This window comes from Streptococcus parasanguinis (genome assembly GCF_964238605.1).
GTDB lineage: Bacteria > Bacillota > Bacilli > Lactobacillales > Streptococcaceae > Streptococcus > Streptococcus parasanguinis_AJ.
In genome coordinates this window covers 123,901-148,307 of the sequence record NZ_CAXSMM010000004.1, presented here as the reverse complement: position 1 = coordinate 148,307, position 24,407 = coordinate 123,901, and the positions used below count along the sequence as shown (strand labels likewise).

The 24,407-nt window shown below is 40.2% G+C and carries 24 protein-coding genes; 18 read left to right on the top strand and 6 right to left on the bottom strand.

Annotated features, from left to right (window positions below):
- Positions 1-44 precede the first annotated feature (44 nt).
- Positions 45-686 carry a LysM peptidoglycan-binding domain-containing protein gene (locus ACESR9_RS04920; protein ID WP_023919985.1) on the top strand — a complete coding sequence of 214 codons (642 nt, stop codon included), beginning with the start codon at positions 45-47 and terminating at the stop codon, positions 684-686.
- Positions 687-710: 24 nt separating this feature from the next.
- Here the strand turns inward: ACESR9_RS04920 and ACESR9_RS04915 are convergent, their stop codons facing one another.
- Genes ACESR9_RS04915 through sdaAB form a run of 3 tightly spaced genes read right to left on the bottom strand, consistent with a single transcriptional unit; the run spans position 711 to position 2,895 of the window.
- Positions 711-1,340 carry an HAD hydrolase-like protein gene (locus tag ACESR9_RS04915; RefSeq protein WP_023919984.1) on the bottom strand — a complete coding sequence of 210 codons (630 nt, stop codon included), beginning with the start codon at positions 1,338-1,340 and terminating at the stop codon, positions 711-713.
- Between the two features lies 1 nt (position 1,341).
- Complete coding sequence (sdaAA, locus tag ACESR9_RS04910; RefSeq protein WP_373105841.1) at positions 1,342-2,214, bottom strand: L-serine ammonia-lyase, iron-sulfur-dependent, subunit alpha; 873 nt, start codon at positions 2,212-2,214, stop codon at positions 1,342-1,344.
- A 9-nt stretch (positions 2,215-2,223) separates the two neighbouring features.
- Positions 2,224-2,895, bottom strand: coding sequence for an L-serine ammonia-lyase, iron-sulfur-dependent subunit beta (gene sdaAB / locus ACESR9_RS04905; protein ID WP_023919982.1), 672 nt, complete (start codon positions 2,893-2,895; stop codon positions 2,224-2,226).
- Between the two features lie 228 nt (positions 2,896-3,123).
- Here sdaAB and apf point away from each other — a divergent pair, with 228 nt between their 5' ends.
- From apf to rpsD, 12 genes are all read left to right on the top strand, one after another.
- Positions 3,124-3,666, top strand: coding sequence for an aggregation-promoting factor (gene apf / locus ACESR9_RS04900; RefSeq protein WP_070664944.1), 543 nt, complete (start codon positions 3,124-3,126; stop codon positions 3,664-3,666).
- A 204-nt stretch (positions 3,667-3,870) separates the two neighbouring features.
- Positions 3,871-4,992: a tRNA 2-thiouridine(34) synthase MnmA gene (mnmA, locus tag ACESR9_RS04895; RefSeq protein ID WP_195327047.1), complete on the top strand. Its 1,122-nt coding sequence runs from the start codon at positions 3,871-3,873 to the stop codon at positions 4,990-4,992.
- Between the two features lie 137 nt (positions 4,993-5,129).
- Entirely contained in the window at positions 5,130-5,585 is a 456-nt protein-coding gene (locus tag ACESR9_RS04890) for an NUDIX hydrolase (RefSeq protein ID WP_021154145.1), read from the top strand.
- Positions 5,586-5,593: 8 nt separating this feature from the next.
- The gene (mnmG, locus tag ACESR9_RS04885; RefSeq protein WP_061455868.1) at positions 5,594-7,504 is read left to right on the top strand and encodes a tRNA uridine-5-carboxymethylaminomethyl(34) synthesis enzyme MnmG; all 1,911 of its coding nucleotides are present in this window, start codon (positions 5,594-5,596) and stop codon (positions 7,502-7,504) included.
- Positions 7,505-7,702: 198 nt separating this feature from the next.
- A complete protein-coding gene (locus ACESR9_RS04880) occupies positions 7,703-9,679 on the top strand; it encodes a GGDEF domain-containing protein (protein ID WP_473964355.1) in 1,977 nt (658 codons plus the stop codon).
- The gene (gene rplI / locus ACESR9_RS04875) at positions 9,676-10,128 is read left to right on the top strand and encodes a 50S ribosomal protein L9 (protein ID WP_003002156.1); all 453 of its coding nucleotides are present in this window, start codon (positions 9,676-9,678) and stop codon (positions 10,126-10,128) included. The genes ACESR9_RS04880 and rplI overlap by 4 nt, the downstream gene beginning before the upstream one ends.
- A gap of 25 nt (positions 10,129-10,153) precedes the next feature.
- Positions 10,154-11,512 carry a replicative DNA helicase gene (dnaB, locus tag ACESR9_RS04870; protein WP_070449606.1) on the top strand — a complete coding sequence of 453 codons (1,359 nt, stop codon included), beginning with the start codon at positions 10,154-10,156 and terminating at the stop codon, positions 11,510-11,512.
- 1 nt (position 11,513) lies between these two features.
- A complete protein-coding gene (locus tag ACESR9_RS04865; RefSeq protein ID WP_003009183.1) occupies positions 11,514-11,786 on the top strand; it encodes a Veg family protein in 273 nt (90 codons plus the stop codon).
- Positions 11,787-11,996: 210 nt separating this feature from the next.
- On the top strand, positions 11,997-12,755 hold the full coding sequence (locus tag ACESR9_RS04860) for an ABC transporter permease (RefSeq protein ID WP_155200082.1): 759 nt from the start codon (positions 11,997-11,999) through the stop codon (positions 12,753-12,755).
- A 57-nt stretch (positions 12,756-12,812) separates the two neighbouring features.
- Positions 12,813-13,808 carry an ABC transporter substrate-binding protein gene (locus ACESR9_RS04855; protein WP_023919971.1) on the top strand — a complete coding sequence of 332 codons (996 nt, stop codon included), beginning with the start codon at positions 12,813-12,815 and terminating at the stop codon, positions 13,806-13,808.
- Positions 13,801-14,532 carry an ABC transporter ATP-binding protein gene (locus tag ACESR9_RS04850; protein WP_003002172.1) on the top strand — a complete coding sequence of 244 codons (732 nt, stop codon included), beginning with the start codon at positions 13,801-13,803 and terminating at the stop codon, positions 14,530-14,532. The genes ACESR9_RS04855 and ACESR9_RS04850 overlap by 8 nt, the downstream gene beginning before the upstream one ends.
- 205 nt (positions 14,533-14,737) lie before the next feature.
- On the top strand, positions 14,738-15,349 hold the full coding sequence (rpsD, locus tag ACESR9_RS04845) for a 30S ribosomal protein S4 (protein WP_003002210.1): 612 nt from the start codon (positions 14,738-14,740) through the stop codon (positions 15,347-15,349).
- Between the two features lie 151 nt (positions 15,350-15,500).
- On the opposite strand, the gene ACESR9_RS04840 is transcribed toward rpsD, so the two are convergent.
- Complete coding sequence (locus ACESR9_RS04840; RefSeq protein ID WP_003001962.1) at positions 15,501-16,034, bottom strand: TetR/AcrR family transcriptional regulator; 534 nt, start codon at positions 16,032-16,034, stop codon at positions 15,501-15,503.
- A 134-nt stretch (positions 16,035-16,168) separates the two neighbouring features.
- On the opposite strand from ACESR9_RS04840, the gene ACESR9_RS04835 reads away from it, so the two are divergent.
- Positions 16,169-18,964 carry a YhgE/Pip domain-containing protein gene (locus ACESR9_RS04835; protein WP_049471782.1) on the top strand — a complete coding sequence of 932 codons (2,796 nt, stop codon included), beginning with the start codon at positions 16,169-16,171 and terminating at the stop codon, positions 18,962-18,964.
- An 86-nt stretch (positions 18,965-19,050) separates the two neighbouring features.
- Here the strand turns inward: ACESR9_RS04835 and ACESR9_RS04830 are convergent, their stop codons facing one another.
- Positions 19,051-19,734 carry a DUF4947 domain-containing protein gene (locus ACESR9_RS04830; RefSeq protein WP_049471783.1) on the bottom strand — a complete coding sequence of 228 codons (684 nt, stop codon included), beginning with the start codon at positions 19,732-19,734 and terminating at the stop codon, positions 19,051-19,053.
- Positions 19,735-19,823: 89 nt separating this feature from the next.
- Entirely contained in the window at positions 19,824-21,071 is a 1,248-nt protein-coding gene (locus ACESR9_RS04825; protein WP_373105834.1) for a carbohydrate-binding domain-containing protein, read from the bottom strand.
- 217 nt (positions 21,072-21,288) lie between these two features.
- On the opposite strand from ACESR9_RS04825, the gene ACESR9_RS04820 reads away from it, so the two are divergent.
- The 4 genes from ACESR9_RS04820 to ACESR9_RS04805 all read left to right on the top strand — a co-directional run bounded on the left by ACESR9_RS04820 (position 21,289) and on the right by ACESR9_RS04805 (position 24,396).
- Positions 21,289-22,068, top strand: coding sequence for a polyphosphate polymerase domain-containing protein (locus ACESR9_RS04820; protein ID WP_373105832.1), 780 nt, complete (start codon positions 21,289-21,291; stop codon positions 22,066-22,068).
- Positions 22,061-22,744, top strand: coding sequence for a DUF4956 domain-containing protein (locus ACESR9_RS04815; protein WP_373105830.1), 684 nt, complete (start codon positions 22,061-22,063; stop codon positions 22,742-22,744). Before ACESR9_RS04820 ends, ACESR9_RS04815 begins: the two co-directional genes overlap by 8 nt.
- 92 nt (positions 22,745-22,836) lie before the next feature.
- Complete coding sequence (locus ACESR9_RS04810) at positions 22,837-24,096, top strand: S41 family peptidase (protein ID WP_373105828.1); 1,260 nt, start codon at positions 22,837-22,839, stop codon at positions 24,094-24,096.
- 171 nt (positions 24,097-24,267) lie between these two features.
- Positions 24,268-24,396: a teichoic acid D-Ala incorporation-associated protein DltX gene (locus ACESR9_RS04805; protein WP_003002102.1), complete on the top strand. Its 129-nt coding sequence runs from the start codon at positions 24,268-24,270 to the stop codon at positions 24,394-24,396.
- Positions 24,397-24,407 lie beyond the last annotated feature (11 nt).

Below are 24,407 nucleotides of genomic sequence, written 5' to 3'. Positions count from 1 at the left end.
TTTGTGTGTATGATAGAATTATGTTCGAAAGGAGAATAGAATTCATGAACAGTAAAAAGTTCCAATGGACAGTCACTTCCCTACTTTCAGCAGCATCACTTTTCATTTCTGGTATTGCTACAGTGAATGCTGAAACTTACGAAGTGAAGTCTGGAGATACTCTATCAAAAATTGCACTAGAAAATAACACTTCAGTAGAAAATATTATTGCATCTAACAATCTGACTAATGAAGATTTGATCTATGCAGGACAAATTATTGAGTTAGGTGAGCGTTCAAAATCTATGATTGATAAAGTTGCTCCACAAGAGCAAGCAAAACCTGCTGAAAGTGCACCTGCAGCAGCACAAACTGCTCAAAAACAAACAACTTATGCAGCAAATGCTGCAGTGACTTCTGCACAATCAACAAATGGTGGAATTGTTCTATCAAATGGGAATACTGCTGGAGAACAAGGATCTTATGCAGCTGCTCGTATGGCTGAAATGACTGGTGTACCTGCTTCTACTTGGGAAGCAATTATTGCCCGTGAATCAAATGGTCAAGTAAATGCAGCAAATGCTTCTGGTGCCAGTGGTTTGTTCCAAACAATGCCAGGTTGGGGTTCAACTGCAACAGTTGATGATCAAATCCAGGCTGCATACAATGCATATAGTTCACAAGGTTTATCAGCTTGGGGTTATTAAAAAATAGGTTTACAATTTGTAAACCTATTTTTTTAATGTCTCAAGAATGTCAAGTGGAGAGTGACAAATAAAATCTGGTGAGTAAAAAAGTAGCTCTTCAAGATCTCCAAATCCCCAAGTGACTGCCATGGTTTTTATGCCAACTGTTTGACCTCCAATGAGGTCAAATTTTGTGTCTCCAATAATCACTGTCTCCTCTTTTGGAAGGTCATTGATTGACAAGGCGTATCGAATGACATCGGCTTTGTGGATACGATCTGAATTTGATCCATAAATTCCTTTAAAGTATTTAGCGATACCTAAATCTTGACACATCTGTAAAGCAACCGGTTCATGTTTTGAAGTAGTTACATAAAGAGGAATGTTTTCGTCTTGTAATGCTTTCAAAGCTTCTACTATCTGAGGAAACAGAGTTGATTTGTATTGACCTTTTTCATGATAATACTGGCGATAGATCGTCACTGCTTGATCTACCAAAGTTTCAGGAAGGGTAGCTTCAAAACTAGAAATCAAAGGTGGTCCCATAAAACTACGGATGGTTTTGAGATCGGGTTGAGGAACCTTCAAAGTATCGAATGTATGTTGAAAGCTCTCTGTAATTCCCTTGGAACTGTCAACTAATGTTCCATCTAAATCAAAAAATAAGGCTTGCATGTTATTCTCCAAATATCTCTTTTTGTAATCTACGTCCGGTTGGTGTTGCTGCCAATCCTCCTTCAGCTGTTTCTCTAAAGGCAGTCGGAAGACTAGAACCAACTTGGTACATGGCGTCAATCACTTCATCAACAGGTATTTTTGATTCAATACCTGCTAAGGCCATGTCAGCAGCAATGAAGGCATAGCTGGCTCCCATTGCGTTTCGTTTGACACATGGAATTTCCACGAGTCCTGCTACTGGATCACAAATGAGCCCAAGCATGTTTTTGATGACAAAACAGACTGCTTGACTCGCTTGATAAGGAGTTCCTCCAGCAGCAAGTGTCAATGCAGCCGCACTCATAGCTGAAGCAGAACCAACTTCTGCTTGACAACCACCTTCTGCACCTGAAATAGAAGCATTATTGGCGATGACTAAACCAAAAGCTCCAGCTGTCAGTAGAAAATCTAGTTGTTGCTGACGGTTTAACCCTAATTTTTGAGTTGCTGCAGTGAGAACTGCGGGAAGGCAGCCAGCAGATCCTGCAGTGGGTGTTGCGCAGACCAGTCCCATCTTAGCATTGTGTTCGTTGACAGCAATAGCATTCTTCGCTGCGGTTAGGACGGTCAAGTCAGATAACGTTTTTCCTGATTTGATATAGCGATCTAATTTTGCGGCATCCCCACCGGTTAACCCACTACGAGAGTGGTTTTCATTTAACCCTAACCTTACAGAATCAATCATCACTTCTAAATTACGGGTCATTAATCGTAGGACTTCTTCTCGTTCACGACCAGTTAGTTCAAATTCAGTCGCAATCATTAACTCTGCGACGTTTCCTTGGTATTGCGTGCTTGCTTGTTCTACGAGGTCTACAATTGAATAAAACATATGAACTCCTTATTTGAAAAAGTTGACATTATGAAGATGAGGAATTTTACGGATATCGTCGATCGCTGCTTCACAACTCCTTGAGTCAACTTCTATAATCATAATCGCTTTTTCTCCAGCTTTTTCCCGCGTCACATTCATTTGTGCAATGTTAATATCATAGCGAGAAAGAGCTTCTGTCACATGAGCGATCATTCCAGGGACGTCCTGGTGAACAATGATAATGGTTGGAGTATTCATATTTAGCGAGATAGCAAAGCCATTTAACTCAGTAACCTGTATGTTCCCACCACCAATTGAGATTCCAGTGACAGAAATCGTTTTATGATCATTTTTAACAGTAATAGTCGTTGTGTTTGGGTGAGGAGCATTGCTTTCTTTTTGAATAGACCAAACAATCCGAATGCCTCGTTCATGTGCAATTTTTAGACTATCTGGGATTCTAGGATCATCCGTGTCCATTCCTAAGATGCCCGCTACTAAGGCTAAATCTGTTCCATGACCACGATAGGTTTTGGCGAAGGAATTAAATAATTGGAACTCAACTTCTTTTGGTTCCTCTCCAAAGATAGAAGAAACAATTTTACCAATTCGAACAGCACCTGCAGTGTGACTACTGGATGGGCCGATCATCACAGGTCCAATAATATCAAAAACTGATTGGAATTTTAAAGAGTTCATGCTCTGCTCCTTTGTGATCACTTTACTTCATTATATCAGATATGGCTGATGATTTCTTCTATTTTTCCCGAAATATCTGAGAAATCTTAAAGGGAACTTAAAGCATTTATATTATCCTTGATTTTTAGTATTTCTAACATCTGACTGAAATATTTGACACATTATTTCAATAAATATGAAATATTTCTTGTGTAGTATAGAGGTATACCAATAAAGGAGTACATAATAATGAATAAAAAACAAATGATGAAACGAATGATTGGACTTAGTTTACTTGCAGGACTTTTCCTTCCAATTGTAGCGAATGCAGATTCTTATACTGTAAAATCAGGTGATACTTTATCAGCTATTGCTAAAGAGAAGAACACAACGGTTGATGCAATTGCTAAGAAAAATAAGATTAGTAACGTGAATCTCATCTCAGTTGGTCAAGTTCTTGAGATTGAAGATGCAAATACAACGCAGAAAACTACGGAGCAAGCTCCTGCTAGTAAAACGGATACTACACAAGCAACAACTACTGTCTCTGCTTCAGATGGCTTGAGTGCGGAAGATGCAGCTGCTAAGGAATGGATTGCCCAAAAAGAGTCAAGTGGTAGTTATACAGCACAAAATGGCCAATATTATGGTCGTTACCAATTGACTATCACTTATTTGAATGGTGATTTATCACCTGCAAACCAAGAAAAAGTGGCCAATCAATATGTTGTCAACCGTTATGGATCATGGTCAGCAGCTAAAAATTTCTGGTTAGCAAATGGTTGGTATTAAATTCGTTTAAAAAGAGTTCTTGAATAGGACTCTTTTTTAATTTACAGACCTGTAAACCCATCGATAATGATCAACAAAAAAAATAGTAAGATGCTTGTTTTCTAATATAAAGCGTGTTAAAATGGTAACTGCTCAAAACGACCTTCAATCGTTGAAGCAAACCACGACCTTCAATCGTGAGAAACGAAAAGATGGGAGAAACCTATGAGTGATAACTCGAAAACACGTGTTGTTGTTGGTATGAGTGGTGGTGTGGATTCATCTGTAACAGCTTTATTATTAAAGCAACAGGGTTACGATGTCATCGGCATCTTCATGAAAAACTGGGATGATACAGACGAAAATGGCGTCTGTACAGCTACAGAAGATTACAAAGATGTAGCAGCGGTTGCAGACCAAATTGGCATTCCTTACTATTCTGTCAACTTTGAGAAAGAATACTGGGATCGTGTCTTTGAATATTTCCTTGCTGAATACCGTGCAGGTCGCACACCAAATCCGGATGTCATGTGTAATAAGGAAATCAAATTTAAGGCCTTTCTAGATTATGCTATGACACTCGGTGCCGATTATGTAGCGACAGGGCACTATGCGCGCGTGGTGCGCGATGAGGATGGCATTGTCCATATGTTACGTGGCGTTGACAACGGGAAGGACCAAACTTATTTCTTAAGCCAGCTGTCACAAGAACAACTTCAAAAAACCATGTTCCCATTGGGACATTTGGAAAAGCCAGAGGTTCGTCGTCTAGCTGAAGAAGCTGGATTAGCAACAGCTAAAAAGAAAGACTCAACTGGGATTTGCTTTATCGGAGAAAAGAATTTCAAAGAATTTCTAGGGAACTACCTTCCTGCCCAACCAGGTCGAATGATGACTATCAATGGACGAGATATGGGTGAACATGCTGGTTTGATGTATTACACAATCGGTCAACGGGGTGGACTTGGAATTGGTGGCCAACAAGGTGGAGACAATGCTCCATGGTTTGTAGTTGGGAAAGACCTCAGTCAAAATATTCTTTATGTCGGTCAATGCTTCTATCATGAAGCATTGATGTCAACAAGTTTACAGGCTAGTCAAGTTCACTTTACACGAGATATGCCAGAAGAGTTTACATTAGAGTGTACAGCTAAGTTCCGCTATCGTCAGCCTGACTCCAAGGTGACTGTACACGTTAAAGGTGACAAGGCAGAAGTGATTTTCGCAGAACCTCAACGAGCCATTACACCAGGACAAGCTGTTGTCTTTTACGACGGTGAAGAGTGTCTAGGCGGTGGCTTGATTGACAATGCTTATCGGGATGGAAAAGTTTGTCAGTATATTTAAATTGACAAATTTTCTCAATTTGCTACAATAATAAAAGCAATAGAAATGATGGTCAAAGCTCATGGATGTTGCAGGCTTTTTTGTCCTGCACTTCTCAGAGTTTTGACTATTTTTGTGTGATTTCGAAAGGAAGTAAAATGAGGCAACAGGATTTTCGGACGAAAATAGGTTCTACTGTTTTTGGCGTGAGAGCGACTGCTTTGATTGTAAAAGATAATCGCTTGTTCGTCATAGAAGATGAGGACGGCTGTTATACAATCGGAGGTGCTATTCAAGTCAATGAAACTACAGAAGATGCTGTAGTTCGGGAAGTCAAAGAGGAACTTGGTGTCACATCTACAGCAGGGCCGTTAGCTTTCGTGGTTGAAAATCACTTTGAACAAGCTGGAATCCACTACCATAACATTGAATTTCATTATTTGGTGGACTTGCTAGAAGATGCACCTTTGGTCATGCAGGAAGATACAAAGCAATTACCTTGCCGTTGGATTGCTTTAGATGATTTACATACTGTTGACCTGAAACCAGCCTTTTTAAAATCGGCCCTACCAGAATGGGACGGAAAATTACGACACATCCATCTTGAAAAATAGGAGAAAAAATGACTTATAATTTTATTGAAGAATACGATATCATTGTAATCGGTGCGGGGCATGCGGGAGTAGAAGCCTCTCTAGCTGCTAGCCGTATGGGTTGTAAGGTCTTACTTGCGACTATTAACATTGAAATGCTGGCTTTTATGCCTTGTAATCCCTCTATCGGTGGTTCTGCTAAGGGGATTGTCGTGCGTGAAGTCGATGCCCTCGGTGGAGAAATGGCGAAAAATATCGACAAGACCTACATCCAAATGAAAATGCTCAATACTGGTAAAGGTCCTGCGGTTCGTGCACTTCGGGCTCAAGCAGATAAAGAACTTTACTCAAAAGAAATGCGGAAAACAGTTGAAAACCAAGAAAACCTTACCCTTCGTCAGACCATGATTGATGAGATTTTGGTGGAGAATGGTAAGGTTGTTGGTGTAAGGACTGCAACTCACCAAGAATATGGAGCAAAGGCTGTTATTGTCACTACTGGGACAGCTTTACGCGGAGAAATTATCATTGGAGATCTCAAGTATTCGTCAGGACCTAATCATAGTCTAGCTTCTATCAATTTGGCCGATAATCTCAAACAGCTAGGATTAGAAATTGGACGTTTCAAAACAGGGACGCCACCTCGTGTAAAGGCGTCGTCAATTAATTATGACGAAACGGAAATTCAACCCGGAGATGAAGCTCCAAATCATTTTTCTTATACATCGCGTGATGAAGATTATGTAAAGGATCAGGTTCCTTGTTGGTTAACTTATACGAATGGGCATAGCCATGAGATTATCCAAAATAATTTACACCGGGCACCTATGTTTACAGGGGTTGTAAAGGGAGTAGGTCCTCGCTATTGTCCGTCCATTGAGGATAAAATTGTCCGTTTTGCTGACAAAGAGCGTCATCAACTATTTTTAGAACCTGAGGGACGAAATACAGAAGAAGTCTATGTTCAAGGGCTGTCAACGAGTTTACCAGAGGATGTTCAACGGGATCTCGTCCATTCTATTAAGGGACTTGAGAAGGCAGAAATGATGCGAACGGGTTATGCAATTGAGTATGATATGGTTTTGCCTCATCAATTGCGCGCAACTTTGGAAACTAAGAAAATTTCAGGTCTCTTTACAGCTGGCCAAACCAATGGAACGTCTGGCTATGAGGAGGCCGCTGGTCAAGGGATTATTGCAGGGATCAATGCGGCTCTAAAAATCCAAGGAAAACCAGAACTCATTTTGAAACGCAGTGATGGTTATATTGGGGTCATGATCGATGATTTGGTAACAAAGGGAACGATCGAACCGTATCGCTTGTTAACAAGCCGTGCAGAATACCGTCTGATTTTGCGTCATGATAATGCCGATATGCGCTTGACAGAAATGGGACGAGCAATTGGATTGGTAGATGATGAACGTTGGCAACGTTTCGAAACTAAGAAGTATCAGTTTGAAAACGAGATGAAGCGTTTGGATAGCATTAAGTTAAAGCCTGTAAAGGAAACCAATGAGAAGGTTGCTGCAATGGGCTTTAAACCATTGACAGATGCTGTCACTGCTAAAGAATTCTTGCGACGACCAGAAGTCTCTTACCAAGATGTGGTAGAATTTATCGGTCCTGCAGCTGAAGAACTGGATGATAAAATCATTGAATTGATTGAAACTGAAATTAAATACGAAGGCTATATTTCAAAAGCAATGGACCAAGTCGAAAAAATGAAGCGTATGGAAGAAAAACGAATTCCTGCGAATATTGACTGGGATGATATTGACTCCATCGCAACCGAAGCGCGTCAAAAATTTAAATTAATTAATCCAGAAACGATTGGTCAAGCAAGTCGTATCTCAGGTGTCAATCCAGCGGATATCTCTATTTTAATGGTTTACTTGGAAGGTAAATCTCGGAGTATCTCCAAAAACAAAGCAAACCACTAATAAAATGGGGCTGAGATGATGTTTCAGCCTCAATTTTATGGATTGAAATTTGTTGTTACTGTTTACATAGTTGTAAACGTTGTTTACAAAGTAGTGAAGCGGAGGAAGAGCTTTTTACTGGTCGATCTTCTCTGTAATATAGAGAGAAACCTCGCTTTTTACCTCTATTTATGGTATAATTCCGAGAAGAGGTTTATGATGAAAAAATTTCGTTTATCGTTCATCCATTATGTGTTAATTGGTTTTATTTCATTTGCAATTTTAGCAATTTTTTTAAGAATCTTTGGCAAAGGCTATGTAACTCTCATTGCAATTTTTTTAGTCTTAGCTGGATTGATTGCTTTATTTGAATACCAGTTACAAATTTCAGAGTTAGATGAATTAGAACAAATACAATATGTTAACCATCAGGCAGAAAGCGGATTAGCATCCCTCCTTGATAAAATGCCTGTTGGAGTTATCAAAATTAATGAAGAGTCAAATGAAGTAGAGTGGTTCAACCCTTATGCTGAATTGATTTTTTCAACAGATGATGGGGACTTTGATGTTGAATCATTGAAAAAGTTACTCAATACTTTGTTTGAGGATAAAGGACATTATGTCACTGTAGCCGATAAGAAATATTCTGTTTACTTTGATCAGACGTCTAGTGTTGTTTACTTTTTTGATGTTTCAAGTGAGTATGAAGCAACTGTGGGATTGGTGACAACTCGTCCCGTTATCGGTATTATTTCTGTTGATAACTATGATGATCTAGAAGATGTCATTTCAGACTCTGATATTAGCAATATCAATAGTTTTATTGCCAACTTTGTAGAAGAGTTTACAGCTCATTACCATATGTTTTACAGACGTGTGGGGATGGATCGTTTCTATTTGTTTACAGACTACACGGTCTTAGAACAGTTGATGGAATCAAAATTTTCAGTCATCGATCAATTCCGTGAAGAAGCCAAAAATCGTGAGCTACCTATTACCTTAAGTATGGGATTCTCGTACGGTGACGGGGAGCATGATGAGATTGGTAAAGTGGCTCTCTTGAACCTAAACCTTGCGGAAGTTCGTGGTGGGGATCAAGCAGTTGTCAAGGAAAATGATGAACAGAAAAACCCTATTTTCTTTGGTGGGGGAACAGCTTCAGCTGTGAAGCGGACTCGGACTCGCACACGCGCTATGATGACAGCTATTTCGGATAAGATTAAATCCGTTGATCAAGTTTTCATTATTGGGCATAGAAACTTGGATATGGACGCTTTAGGAGCGTCTGTGGGAATGCAGTTTTTCTCTAGCAATATTTTGGCTTCCTCTTATGTGGTCTATGACCCGCATGCAATGGCTAGTGATATTTCAAGAGCAATTGCGAAACTAGAAGAAGAGCAGGTGACGAAAATCCTTCCCCTAGAGGAAGCCATGCACATGGTGACGGATCGCTCTTTGTTAATTATGGTTGACCATTCTAAGACAGCCTTGACTCTTTCAAAACAGTTTTATCAGGAATTTCAACAGATTATTGTCATTGACCATCACCGTCGGGATGATGATTTCCCTGAAAATGTTCTGATCACCTATATTGAAAGTGGAGCAAGTAGTGCGAGCGAATTGGTTAGTGAACTGATTCAGTTCCAGAAGTCGAAGAAAAATCGGTTAACGAAGATTCAAGCTAGTGTCTTGATGGCTGGGATTATGCTGGATACTAAGAACTTCTCCGCACGGGTTACGAGTCGGACCTTTGATGTGGCGAGTTACCTTCGTTCAAGAGGTAGTGATAGTGTAACCATCCAGGAGATCTCTGCGATTCAGTTTGATGAGTACCGCGAAGTGAACGAACTGATCTTGACTGGTGAAAAGATTTTGCCACATATCATCGTAGCTTGTGCCAATACGACTAAAGCCTATGATTCAGTAACTATTAGTAAAGCAGCTGATAGTATGCTGGCCATGTCTGAGGTGGAAGCAACCTTTGTCATTGCTTGTAATCAAAGTGGGACTGTCTCGATTTCTGCACGAAGTCGAAGCAAAGTCAATGTACAGCGTATCATGGAACAGCTTGGCGGAGGAGGTCATTTCAACTCGGCAGCCTCTCAAATTGAGGGTCAAGATTTGATGAGTATTCGTCAACAACTGATTGAGACTATTGAGAACGAAGTAACTATTGAAAAGGAGAATGTAGAATGAAAGTTATTTTCTTAGCGGATGTAAAAGGTAAAGGTAAAAAAGGCGAAATTAAAGAAGTGCCTACTGGTTATGCACAAAACTTTTTGATCAAGAAAAATCTTGCGAAAGAAGCCAATGCCCAAGCAATCGGTGAACTTCGTGGAAAGCAAAAGTCAGAAGAAAAAGCGCATGCTGAATTGTTAGCAGAAGCGCAAAAGATTAAAGCGAAATTAGAAGAAGAAGCAACTGTTGTTCAATTCACGGAAAAAATTGGGCCAGATGGCCGTACTTTCGGCTCTATTACCAATAAAAAGATTGCAGAAGAACTTGAGAAACAATTTGGCATTAAGATTGATAAACGTCATATCCAAGTTTCCTCTCCAATTCGTTCAACAGGTTTGATTGACGTCCCTGTAAAAATTTATCAAGATGTTACAGGTGTGATTAATATTCGTGTAAACGAAGGGTAAACACGATCGATAGAAAGGTTTTTTTATGGCTGAGATAGAGGAATTACGAACACAACCTCAAGATATCCAAGCGGAACAATCAGTGTTGGGAGCCATTTTTATTGATGAGGGGAAATTGGTCTTTGTTCGTGAATATATCGAGCCTGGCGATTTCTTTAAGTACTCGCACCGTTTGATTTTTAAAGCCATGATCGATCTAGCTGACCGCGGGGATGCGATTGATGCAACGACTGTTCGAAATATTTTAGATAGTCAGGGGGATCTCCAAAATATTGGCGGTCTCTCCTATTTGGTTGAAGTCATTAATTCGGTACCAACTTCAGCTAACGCAGAGTATTACGCGAAGATTGTTGCCGAAAAAGCTGTCTTACGTCGGTTGATCTCTCGATTAACGGAAAGTATTAATCAAGCTTATGATGGTGCAAGTCCTTCAGATGAAATCATTGCGGGTGCTGAAAAAGCTCTGATTGATGTTAGTGAAAACGCAAATCGTAGTGGATTTAAAAATATTCGAGACATCTTAAATATAAATTTTGGTAGCTTAGAAGCCCGCTCGCTTCAAACCACTGATATTACGGGTATTGCGACAGGCTATCGCGATTTGGACCATATGACGACGGGGCTACATGAGGAAGAGTTGATTATTTTAGCAGCTCGTCCCGCAGTAGGGAAAACAGCCTTTGCTCTAAATATTGCTCAAAATATCGGGACAAAGTTGGATAAGACAGTGGCTATTTTCTCATTAGAAATGGGTGCTGAAAGTTTGGTAGACCGGATGCTAGCTGCTGAAGGCTTGATTGAATCCCATTCGATTCGTACAGGTCAATTGACGGATGAAGAGTGGCGAAAATATGCCATTGCTCAAGGGAATTTGGCCAATGCGAGTATTTACATTGATGATACTCCGGGAATTCGGATCACTGAGATTCGTTCGAGAGCAAGAAAATTAGCGCAGGAAACAGGGAATCTCGGTCTTATTCTGATTGACTACCTGCAGCTGATTACAGGGACTGGAAGAGAAAACCGTCAACAGGAAGTTTCAGAAATTTCTCGTCAGTTAAAAATTTTGGCTAAGGAACTAAAAGTTCCCGTCATTGCTTTGAGTCAGCTATCACGTGGTGTGGAACAGCGCCAAGATAAACGTCCGGTTCTTTCTGATATTCGTGAATCTGGATCGATTGAACAGGATGCGGATATTGTTGCTTTCTTGTACCGTGATGATTATTATGATCGAGCTGGTGAAGAGGAAGAAGACGGAATGCCTAATAATACGGTTGAAGTGATTATCGAGAAAAACCGTTCAGGTGCGCGTGGGACAGTCGAATTAATATTCCAAAAGGAATATAATAAATTCTCAAGTATTTCAAAGAGAGAGGATCAATAAGATGAGTGATGCATTTACAGATGTTGCAAAAATGAAAAAAATTAAGGAAGAAATTAAGGCCCATGAAGGACAAGTGGTTGAAATGACGCTTGAAAATGGACGGAAACGTCAAAAAAATAAATTTGGACGCTTGATTGAGGTCTATCCTTCTTTATTTATTATCGAGTATACGAACGACAATAGCTTACCAGGTGAACCGGCCAATACCTACGTGGAGTCTTACACCTATTCAGATATTTTGACAGAGAAGAATTTAATTCGTTATTTGGATTAATTTCTTGCTTTTATCGTCAAAATCAGTTATTATAATAAATACATATGGGAGTCTGTGTACAGTCTGAGAGGAAGTGTAAGCTTCGACCGCACCTGATCTGGGTAATGCCAGCGTAGGAAACAAATGAAATGTATTTTTCGTTATGAGTGACCTTGTGCAATACGTCTCCTATTTTGGAGGCGTTTTTTATTTGTGAGAAAGGAGGTTACGATGTCTCTTGTAAAAAGATATTCAAAACAGTTGATAGGATTTGCAGGTTTTAGCAGCCTTCTTATCTTATGGCAGTTAGCAGGATTTTTAAATGTCCTCCCAAAATTTGTATTACCAACGCCACTTGAAATTGGGAATGCCTTTGTACGAGATCGAGCTCTCCTGATTCATCACAGTTTGTCTACCCTTCAAGTGGCCTTGATCGGACTTGTTATAGGGGTTCTTCTTGCTGCTGGCTTTGCGATTCTCATGGATAGTTTTCAATGGGTGAATGATCTGGTCTATCCTTTTATGGTTGTTATTCAAACCATTCCGACGATTGCCTTGGCCCCTATCCTGGTTCTTTGGTTTGGTTATGGTATGCTTCCAAAACTGGTTTTGATCATTATTACGGTGGTATTTCCCATCGTAGTTAGTTTCTTAGATGGTTTTCGGCATTGCGATCAAGACATTCTGAGATTGTTTCAGATTATGCAAGCCAATCGCTTTCAGACCTTAGTTCATTATAAAATTCCTGCAGCGCTTCCTTATTTTTTTGCAGGCTTACGTGTGAGCGTTTCCTATGCTTTTATCAGTACGGTAGTTTCAGAATGGTTAGGAGGTTTTGATGGATTGGGGGTCTATATGATCCAATCGAAGAAGTTATTTCAGTATGATACGATGTTTGCGATCATTGTATTGATTTCTGCTATTAGTTTACTCGGTATGTTTCTCGTTGACCAATTAGAAAAAAACATTCTAAAATGGAAAAAGGATTGACAAACTTGTAAATGGTGTAAAAATTAAATTGACAAAAATGTAAAAGAGGTATAGCTAATGAAAAAGTCAATAGGTTTATTTTTCTCAATAATATTGGGATTTGTTTTCTTGAGTGCTTGTCAAAATTCTGTCAAGCAATCGTCAAGTGGTTTGAAAAAGATTGATTTTATTCTAGATTGGACCCCGAATACCAATCATACGGGTCTCTATGTAGCAAAGGAAAAAGGGTACTTTAAAGAAGCAGGACTGGATGTAGATATAAAACTTCCTCCGGAAGACAGTAGTTCTGATTTGATTATCAATGGGAAAGCTCCATTTGGTATTTATTTCCAAGATTCTATGGCCAAGAAATTGGATAAAGGTGCGGGTATTACCGCTGTTGCAGCTATCGTCGAACACAATACGTCAGGAATTATTTCAAGAAAAGATGCAGCGATCACAAGTCCAAAAGATTTGGTTGGTAAGAAGTATGGTACCTGGAATGATCCAATTGAGTTGGAAATGATCAAATCGATGATGAAAAAAGAGGGGGCTGATTTTAATCAAGTAAAATTGGTTCCAAATAGTGATTCAAATTCTATTACTCCGATTGAAAATAAGGTCTTTGATGCTGCTTGGATTTATCATGGTTGGGATGGAATTTTGGCTGAGCAAAAGGGAATGAAGACAAATTTCTTCTATATGAAAGATTTTGTTCCTGCATTTGACTACTATTCGCCTGTTATTATTGTTAACAATGACTATTTAAAGTCTCATAAAGAGGAAGCAAAAAAATTCATTCAGGCGGTGAAAAAAGGCTACCAATATGCTATAGAGCATCCAGAAGAAGCTGCGGATATCTTGATCAAACAGGCCCCTGCCTTAGCTAACCAGCGTGATTTTGTACTTGCTTCCCAAAAATATCTTTCCAGTCAATATGCTTCAGACAAGGATAAATGGGGGCAGTTTGACTCCAAGCGTTGGAATGCTTTTTATGCTTGGGCAAAAGAGCAAGGATTGGTTTCAAATGACTTAGAAGACAAAGGTTTCACAAACGAATTGGTAGGTGACTGATATTTTAACCGTAAAAGATGTAAGTTTCTCTTTTGGAGATAAAGCAGTTTTAAACAATGTATCACTAGAAGTGCAAAAAGGAGAGATCGTCTCTATTCTAGGTCCGAGTGGGGTAGGGAAATCAACCTTGTTTAATTTAATTGCTGGGATCCTTCCCTTACAAAAGGGTACCATAGAAGTAGATAATGCTCCGATCTCCTTTGGGAAAGTCAGCTATATGCTACAAAAGGATCTTTTGTTGGAACATAAGACAGTATTGGGAAATATTATTCTTCCCCTTCAATTAAAAAAGATTCCTAAGGAAGAGGCGGCATCTACAGCTCTAAAATTGTTAGATGAATTTAAATTGGGAAGTATTGCCAACCTTTATCCCAATGCCCTGAGTGGGGGGATGCGGCAACGGGTGGCGCTATTGAGAACCTATCTTCTGGGTCATTCTGTCTTCCTATTAGATGAAGCTTTTAGTGCCTTAGATGAATTGACAAGGCAGGATCTTTATCACTGGTATCTAGACAGTAAGGAACGTCTTGGTCTCACCACTCTAGTGATCACTCATAGTATCGAAGAAGCTTTGACATTGAGTGACCGGATCTATATCTTAAATCATAATCCCGGTGAAATTATTGCAGATCTTCCTTTAAAATGGGATCCAGCAACGGATAGAGACTGGCAACAATTGCAATATAAAAAACGAATCATAGAATTATTGTCTGAATTTCATTGAAATTGTTTTGAAGGACTTTACAAAGTTTCTATTCCGTGATAGAATAGAATTTGTGCGAAATGACAGCAGGACAAAATGAAGCTCGTCAACAGGAAGTCAGCTAGAAAAGTAACCTTTGCTGTTTGGGCGAAGGCTTTCTGAACGAATCAGGTTTGTCTAAAACGTTATTTCCTACAAAAATTATTTTTATAGGAGGACATTTCAAATGTCACGTTATACAGGACCATCTTGGAAACAATCTCGCCGTCTTGGCTTGTCACTTACAGGTACAGGTAAAGAATTGGCACGTCGTAACTACGTACCAGGTCAACACGGACCAAACAACCGTTCAAAATTGTCAGAATACGGTTTGCAGTTAGCTGAAAAACAAAAACTTCGTTTCTCTTACGGACTTGGTGAAAAACAATTCCGTAACTTGTTCGTACAAGCTACTAAAGTTAAAGAAGGAACTGTCGGTTTCAACTTCATGCTTCTTTTGGAACGTCGTTTGGATAACGTTGTTTACCGTCTTGGACTTGCGACTACTCGTCGTCAAGCTCGTCAATTCGTTAACCACGGTCACATCCTTGTTGACGGAAAACGCGTTGATATCCCTTCATACCGCGTAACTCCAGGTCAAGTGATCTCAGTTCGCGAAAAATCAGCTAAAGTTCCAGCTATCCTTGAAGCTGTTGAAGCTACAGTTGGACGTCCAGCATTCGTATCATTCGATGCTGACAAACTTGAAGGTTCATTGACTCGCCTTCCAGAACGCGATGAAATCAACCCAGAAATCAACGAAGCACTTGTCGTTGAATTCTACAACAAAATGCTTTAATTTTAAGATATACTTTGCAGAAAGCCTACTACAGTGGGCTTTTTGTTTTGTCTTAAAGGGTTGATTTCTGGGTTTGCTCTCCTTTTTGTTTTCTTAAAACCTAAACCTGATAATAAAAAAACTCCTGATCTAGATCGATCAGGAGAGACTGTTACCGTAACATTTTCATTAAAAATTCAGCCATTTGTTGAGGGCTTTCTTTTTTTCCGCGCGAAACCCACATCTGACAGACTCCGAAGAAGGCATTGGTCAGATAGACAGAACTGTAGACTCTTTCAATATCTGTTAATGATTTATGACTATAGCGCTCTTGCAAACTATCAACCAGAAGAATCTGTAATTTATGTCGTAAGAAGGTTTGGATCTCTTTGGTTCCATTCTCTGTCAGAAGAACCGCAAAGAGTGGCTCCTTGGTTAGAAATTCGAACACTTCTGTAATCGCTTGGCGCTTGTCATCTTGGTGTTTATCAAAGATATATTCAAGCTTGTGAAAGAGTGCTTGTTGGTAGCGCTCGATCATATCATACTTGTCTCGATAGTGGGTATAAAAGCTAGAGCGACTAATGCCGGATTCTTGTGCTAACTCAACCGTTGTGATTTGGTCGAATGATTCCTTTTCTAGTAGTCGAACCATCGCCTCCTCGATATTTCGTTTTGTTTTTAATCGTTTATTGCTCTCAGTCATCTGTTAATCCTTTTTGCACAAAATTATACACAGTGTCTAAAAATAAAGATTTCCTACTTGTGAAAATTTCTAGAAACTGTATAATCTATTATATCAGAAATTTAGACAATGTGTATAAAAAGGAGACAAAAAATATGATGAAAGAATGGAAGGCTATTCTTAAAAAGCCAACATTTATCATTGTCATGATTGGAGTTGCTTTGATTCCAGCTCTTTATAATATTATTTTTCTATCTTCCATGTGGGATCCATATGGCCAAGTTTCGGATCTTCCTGTAGCGGTTGTCAATAAGGATCAATCTGCTACATATAATGGACAAAAAATGGAAATCGGAAAAGACATGGTGTCCAATTTGAAGGACAATGACTCACTTGATTTTCATTTTGTAGATGAGAAAGCTGCGAAAGATGGTCTCAAAAATGGCGATTATTATATGATTGTAACCCTGCCTGAGGATCTTTCAAAAAAAGCTAGCTCCATCTTAACCAATCATCCGGAACAGATGACCATTGATTACCAAACGTCCAGTGGTCATAGTTTTATCGCAGGGAAAATGAGCGACACTGCGATGACAAAAATGAAGCAGTCAGTGGCTGAAAAAGTGACCAATACGTATACAACAGCTTTATTTTCCAAAATGGGATCGCTTAAAACTGGTATGGGGACAGCGGCAGATGGAAGTGCTAAATTAGCAGATGGTGCAAGTAAATTGGAAGATGGTGGTCAAACACTATCTACTAATTTGAATACATTGGCTCGTTCAAGCTTAGCATTTTCAGATGGTGCAACTACTCTTCGTACAGGTCTAGCGGCTTATACAGATGGTGTTGGTCAATTAGGAAATGGTCTCAATCAAATGGCTGGTCAACTTCCAAACTTGGTATCTGGCGTCAATCAATTAAATAATGGGTTTGGTACTTTTAATACAGGCTTGATGGCTTATGCTACCGGAGTGGATCGATTAGGAAATGGTCTCAATCAAATGGCGAGTCAAACCCCTCAGTTGGCTTCAGGAGTTGGTCAATTAACCAGCGGTATGGGGACCCTCAATGATGGTCTTGGGAATTATACCAATGGCGTGCGTCAATTGAATTCAGGCCTATCTAACTTTTCAAATGGTTTAGCAACCTATACAAATGGAGTCGCTACTTTATCAGAGGGAGCGGGTCAATTAAGTAGTCAATCTGCTACCCTTCGAAATGGGGTTTCACAATTAGAATCAGGTATTCAAACATTATCAAGCCAGCTACAAGCTTCTACAAGTCAATCCGCTCAGATTGATCAATTGGCAGCAGGTTTAAACCAATTAAATGCAGCGATTCAAAATGCTACGGTAGATACCAGTCAACTTTCGTCTGGATTGACGAGTATTGCGAATTCAGCTCAATCAATCCTTGCTTCAGCCCAAGCGGATCGTGCAAATGCCCTTGCAAGTGTGCAAGGGACAGCAGCCTATCAAGCAATGACAGCTGACCAACAAGCGGAAATCAATGCGGCAATCTCATCGAGCCCAAGCTCGAGTGAAACGGCGGCTCAAGGGATCTTGACAACGATTCAAACGATCCAAGGTAGTTTGAATACAGGAAATAGCTTGACACAACTGCAAACGGCAGCCAATCAAGTTTTACCGACAGCTTCTTCTACCTTGACAGACTTGTCAAGTGGCTTGTCTAAGATCCAATCCGCAGTTAGTGGACAATTGTTGCCAGCTAGTCAAACCATCAGTCAAGGGATCAGCGCTTATACAGCTGGTGTCGATAAAATCGCTAATGGAGCAACCCAACTTCAGACGAATAGCAGTACTTTAACAAATGGGGCTAGTCAGTTAGCAGCAGGTGTTGGTCAACTAGATAGTAAATCATCAGAATTACTTGCAGGAAGCAATCAATTGGCTTCTGGTCTAGGTGAGTTAAATGGGAAGATGCCTGCCTTGACATCAGGCATGAATCAACTGGCTTCAGGAGCGACCCAATTAACAGGTAAGTCGGGTGAATTGGTTGCTGGTGCTGGAAAATTAGCTGACGGTGTAGGACAATTGAACAGCAAGACTCCAGAGTTGGCAGGTGGTGTCAATAAACTTGTCACTGGTGTCAATCAGTTGACAGAAAAATCAGGTCAACTAGTTACCGGAGCTGATAAACTAGCCGACGGTGCAAATCAAATCTCAGATGGGTCCAGCAAATTAGCAGCAGGTGGCCAAACATTGACAAATGGTTTAGGTGAATTAGCAACAGGAAGCCAAACCTTGAGTCAAGGATTAAACGATGCTAAGGGACAATTGAATGTGGCTACAACTGAAAAAGAAAACGCTAAAACCTTAGCAGATCCTGTCACTTTGTCTAAAACAGACCGTGACAATGTCCCGGTGAATGGTGTCGGAATGGCTCCTTATATGATCTCTGTAGCACTCTTTGTTTGTGCCTTGTCAACCAATATGATCTTTGCAAAATTGCCATCCGGTCGTCATCCTGAAAGTCGCTGGGCATGGTTTAAATCTCGCTTTGAGGTCAACGGAACGATTGCGGTGATTGCAGGAGTCTTGGTCTATGGTGCCGTTCACTTGATTGGTTTATCAGCTAATCATGAGATGGCTACTCTCTTCCTTTGTGTGATTGGTAGTGTGGCCTTCATGTCTATCGTGACTGCTTTGACAACATGGCAAAGAAAGATCGGTGCTTTCCTTTCCTTGATCCTCTTGCTCTTGCAATTGGCTTCTAGTGCAGGAACCTATCCTCTTGCTTTGACAAATGGCTTTTTCCAAGCCATTCATCCATTCTTGCCAATGAGTTATACCGTTTCTGGTCTTCGTCAAACGATTTCGATGACAGGAGAAATTGGAAATCAAGTGGCCTTCCTTCTGATGACTATTGCTCTTTTTGCAGGGCTAGGAATGTGGTTCTATAATCCAAAACAATATGAAGAGGACTAATCTTCGGGAACTCCCAACAGAATGTGTTGGGAGTTTTTTGTTTCATGTGAAACAAAAATTCTCGCTTGTCTAAGCGAGAATGTAAATTATTTAAAGAAGACGATATCAGGATTTGGAGTAATATAGAGAAGTTGGTCGTTTTCAAAGACCAGTTGGATAGTGTTGTTTTTATAGGTGTAAATGGTGTAGTTTACTCCGAATTTAGAAGCTTGTTTGAGATCAACAGCTCCCATCAAAAAGGCGTGAGCTTGTTCCCCTGTGATTTTTCCCTCGTGGTAGAGCCCTTTAATATTTTCTAATTCGGTATTTTCAAAAGATTCGGCAATATAAGCAGGGTCTGTTATTTGTTTCTCTGGATTCCCAAGAATTGTTTGGACAAGAGCGGTGGTATATCCTTCATAATCCGGCGTCTGTGCAAAAATTTTATCGTCATTTCTAGAGTAGGCTACTTTTAGGTTCCCTGTCGCATAAATCTTATCTTTTGGAGCTTCTTGAGCATTTTTAGGGAGTCCTTCGGTCGTGACGATGTCAGAAGAGGTTTCCGTAGTAGTTGAGGGAGAGCTAGAGGAGTTGCTTGAGCTATTTGAACTGGTTGAGCGACTCGGGAGGCTAGAACGACTCGAGCTACTTTTTTTAAAGGTTTTCTTTTTTGAGCTGGTAGCAGTGGGTACTTTTTTAAAGTTGATCTTAAGGTCCGGCACACAGGCTGATAGAAAAAGAAGAGACAGCAAGAGTGTGAACAAAAGAGGTAGTGTCTGTTTTTTCATCATGTTCCTTTCGATAAGCTGATTGAATTTCTATTCTATCATAAAAAAGGCAACAAAAAAAGGTCAGGAAGAAATCCTGCCTTTGTTTGTTATTATTGATGCCCGCCTCCAGGTCCACCGCCTTGAGGTCCGCCACCGCCTGGAGCCCCACCGCCTCCAGGCATGGAGTTGACAATTTCCGTTTGTTTTTCACCGTTGATATAGATATCTCCGCCAGTGTAGGTAGCAGTACCATCAAAGTCGAATCCAGATTGTCCCGTTAATTTAATGGTTCCTCCGGTAACAGTGATATTTCCATTCGAATCAATTGGATCGGTATCGCCTTGGCCAACTTCAACGTTGAGGGTTCCACCATTCATGGTGAAGAAAATTTCATCTTGGTTAGCATTAGCATTGGCTGCATTGACACCATCATCAGTTGCGTAGATGGTGATATCACCACCGTTGATGGTGATCGATTTTCCTTCGAGACCTTCGACAGACTCTGTTACCTCATAGGTTCCGCTATCGATGATCAGATCTCCAGAAGCATGGATTCCGTCGTCTCCTGCGGTGATGGTCATTTTGTTATCTGAAAGATACATGGTTCCGACCGAAGTATCTTCATCATTATCCACCTTGACTGCATCTTCATCTGCATCGATGGTCATGGTCGTACCAGTGATATTGAGTTCGTCATTGACGTTGAAGGCATCTCCTACAGCCGTGATCTTATAGGTTCCACCTGTGATATGGAGAGTGTCATTGGCCTTGATACCGTTGTTCTTCTTGGCGTCAATGTTGAGTGTACCTGAACCATTGATGGTGAGGTCGCCTTTAGAGAAGATGACCGCATCGGCATCTTCATCATTGTTTGAACTTGAATCAGACAAGGTATTGGTCGTGCCGTCTGCTAGAGTGAGGTAGACATGACCTGCTTTCGTAGCAGAAATTGGCGCGTTGGTGTTGGTCATGGTAACGCCTTTCAAGACGATGTGAACATCATCTGAGTCACCTGCTTCGACCTTGATTTGAACTCCATCGGATTCACCAGAGATGACATAGGTTCCAGCCTTTGAGATGGTCACGGTGGATCCAGATACAGTAACGCCGTCACCTGATACACTTGCAGACGAACCAGACAGTTTTACAGTAGAGGCTTTGCTTTCATCATAAGAGCTGTCCTTGTCCTTATCTGTAAAATAGTTGGAATTGTTTGTTTTATTTTTTGAAGTAGAAGTAGCGGTTGTTTGTGCAGTATTGCTTTTTGTAGCTGATTGTGATGACGCCTGGGTGCAAGCTGTCAGTAAGGTGAGGGTTGCGGCCCCCGTTAATAAAAATGTCCATTTGTTTGATTTCATGAGCTTTTCCTCTCGTTCAATTGATATGCTCCTAGTCTAAAGTTGCTAGCTGAAAGTTTCCTAAAGTTTTTCTGAAAGGAACCTTAACTTTAGTTTTCTTTAAGTTTGGCTTAATGACCAGTTAAGAAAGTCCCATTAAACTAGAAAGCACGTAAGTCGTATTCATACTGACTGAAGGTTAGAAATAATAGATCCCCCCCCTTAAAGGAGAAGAAACATGAAAAAAACAATTGAGACAAGTTCCAAACGAATCGAAACAAAATATATCGTCGCAAAAGATGACGTGAAGGACTTGATCAAAGACTTAAAAGAATATGTCGTAGAAGATGATTACCCAACCTCAACCATTTCAAATATTTATTTTGATACGGAAAATTTTGATGTCATTCAAGATGCTCTTGCCAAACAACACCGCCGTGAAAAAATTCGGATGCGGACTTATTTAGAAACACCTCAAGCAGACAGTCCAGTGTTTCTAGAGGTGAAGTCAAAAGATGAAGAAGGAATTGGCCATAAATTCCGTCTAGTCGCCACTTCACAAGCCATTATCAACTTGATGACAGATGGGAAAGTAGATCATCAGATACAAGATCCAGACTTAGTGCAAGAGATTCAGAGATTGCGCAAACGTTATGGTCATCGATTGGAACCACGGATGTTCATTTACTATGATCGCTTGTCTCTCAAAGAAAAGAAATCCATTCAGGGTTATCCTTATCAGAAGATTTGCGTGACAATCGATCAAAACTTAGTCTTTCGAGATCAGGCTGTTAGCCTTTTTGATGGGAAGAAAGGAGAACCTCTACTAGAGGATGACTTCGTGATCATGGAAATTAAGGCTCCTGGGCAAGAACCTAAATGGCTAAAGGATATTTTAGAGAAGTACGGACTGGTCAAACAGAAATTTTCAAAATATAGCTGTGCTTATCATAAATCACAAGGCTTGGATTATGCCCCAAGACCAGTTCAAGAAACGGTAGGTGCTGCCTATGTCTAATCTATTTGATTCTATTTTTAATAATGCCACAGCAACGGTGGATCCCTTGCGCTTACTGCTGGCCCTTTTGGTCAGCCTCTTTCTAGGGCTGGCCCTATCTTGGACCTATAAATACCGAACACTTTACACTCGAGAGTTTGTCATTAGTTTGACCTTGCTTCCTTGTATGATGACCTTAGTGATCTTTTTGGTCAATGGAAGTTTGGAAACCTCGATTGCAGTGGCAGGGACCTTTAGTTTGATCCGTTTCCGGTCAGCTACGAGTGGTTCTAGAGAGTTGATTGCCATTTTCTTAGCTATGATTATAGGACTAGCGGCGGGTTCAGGCTATCTTTTATTGGCCATTTTATCAACCCTTTCTTTACTAGGAGTGTGGCTGGTATTAGAGAACAAACAGAGTAAGGCAGATCATCAACGGCGCCGTCATTTGACCATTACCGTCTCAAAACAAGATTCTGTTGCAGAACAAATCAGCCAGTTGTTGGACCAAAGTTGTTCAGAGATTGACTTTATTTCTGTCACAACGGCCCAAGCTGGAGAACAACTGACCTTGAACTACGAGGTAAATATGAAATCGAACATCGATGATTTTGCTCTTGCCAATCTATTGATTAGCAAGATTGAAAATTGTGATGTTGCTCTGACAAAGAAAGCGAAGAAAAGAAAGAATTTATAACTGCTATCCTACTTTAGGATAGTTTTTTAGGGTTTTAAGAACTTTTTAAGAAAAAGTGGTATACTGTTTCTAAAAAATTGAAGGAATCCCTTATGAAAAAGACTGCTATTTTTGAAGATGTAGTCTCTATTATGACCCATGATTCATCTACCATCAAGGATCGAAAAGGATGCGATCCAGAGCCTTTTCGAGAAAACATTACAGATGATATGACAGATGATGCCTTTCTCTATCAAGTTAAGACTTACCTAGCTAGTTTTGGGGTGATCGGGCATATTTCCTTTCGAGATAAAAAGGCCAGTCAAAAAGGGTTTCTTTTGAGAATAAATGGACAGAAATTGTATGTTGAGGAAGCTAATGAAGAGACTGGTCTTCAAGTAGGAGATCAGATCCTAGCTCTGGATGGAAGTGACTTGGATCAGATAGCTTCTCTTCATAAAGACTATTTTATCAGCAAGACCCCTGAAAGACACTACCGAGAATGGGCAGATTTGGTCTCTCAGTCAACGAGTGTCACCCTGCTTCGAGAAGGGATAGAAAAGACCATTAAAGTAGTACCCAGTCGAGAACCGATCCAGGATCAGATTTTTTGGAAACGATTAGACGATGAGATTCTTTATCTTCGTCTGGATAACTTTATGGATGAAGGATCTTTGGGTCGTTTATACCAAGAGTGTTTACCGATGATGACGGAAGTCAAGTTTCTTATCATTGATGTCCGACGCAACAGTGGAGGGACAGATTCTTTATATTTCCCTCTATTACATCTAGGTTTAGAGAAGGATCAGGGCTATGAAGGCATTGATTGGGATGATGATGGCATGGAAATTCTCTACACGGAGCGTAATGTTGATCTGCGCTTGAAAGACTTTGAGGACTGGATGCAACAGGAAGAAATTAGTCCTGAAACAGTCAAGCTGCTTGAAGATATGAAAGAGGAGTTGCTTCGCCATCGGGGAAAAGGTTATGTAGCATATAAGGGAGAAAGCGAGGAATTTTTCCCAGAGGTCAGAGGAAGTCACTATCCTGAACAGATCTTTATCTTATCAGATATCTATTGTGCTTCATCTGGGGATAACTTTGTTCAGATGATGAAACAGTTTAAGAAGGTAACGGTGGTGGGTCGACCAACTCTCGGGATTCTAGACTACTCTAATTGTTGTACGGTTGATTATGGCAATTTTTGTTTAATGTTTCCCACCTCTCGCTGTTTAAGCGTGGATAAAGGGAAAGGGATGACGGATCAGGGTGTTCTACCCGATATAGAGATTCCTTGGACACCTAGCCATTTCGAGAGAGATGTGGATCTGGACAAGTGTCTGGAGTTGATTCGTCAGGGGAATGTTAAATAAAACAGGATTTCAATCAGAAAAATTGATTAAAGAAAAAAATCCTTTGGTTAGAAGGGATAAATGTCTGAAATGATAACGTTTTCTACGACATTCTCACTATGTTTAAAATTGCTTACTTGGTATAAAAAATGGTAAAATAGTGAGTAACAATTAAAATGAAGAGTGAAACTTATGAAACATAAAACACTTTATAAATTTATCGGGCAGACGGTCTTGTATTTCGCCATTTTCCTAGCCCTACTTTATTTCTTTAGTTACCTTGGTCAAGGTCAGGGTGGCTTTATCTACAACGAATTTTAGAAAAGGAGACT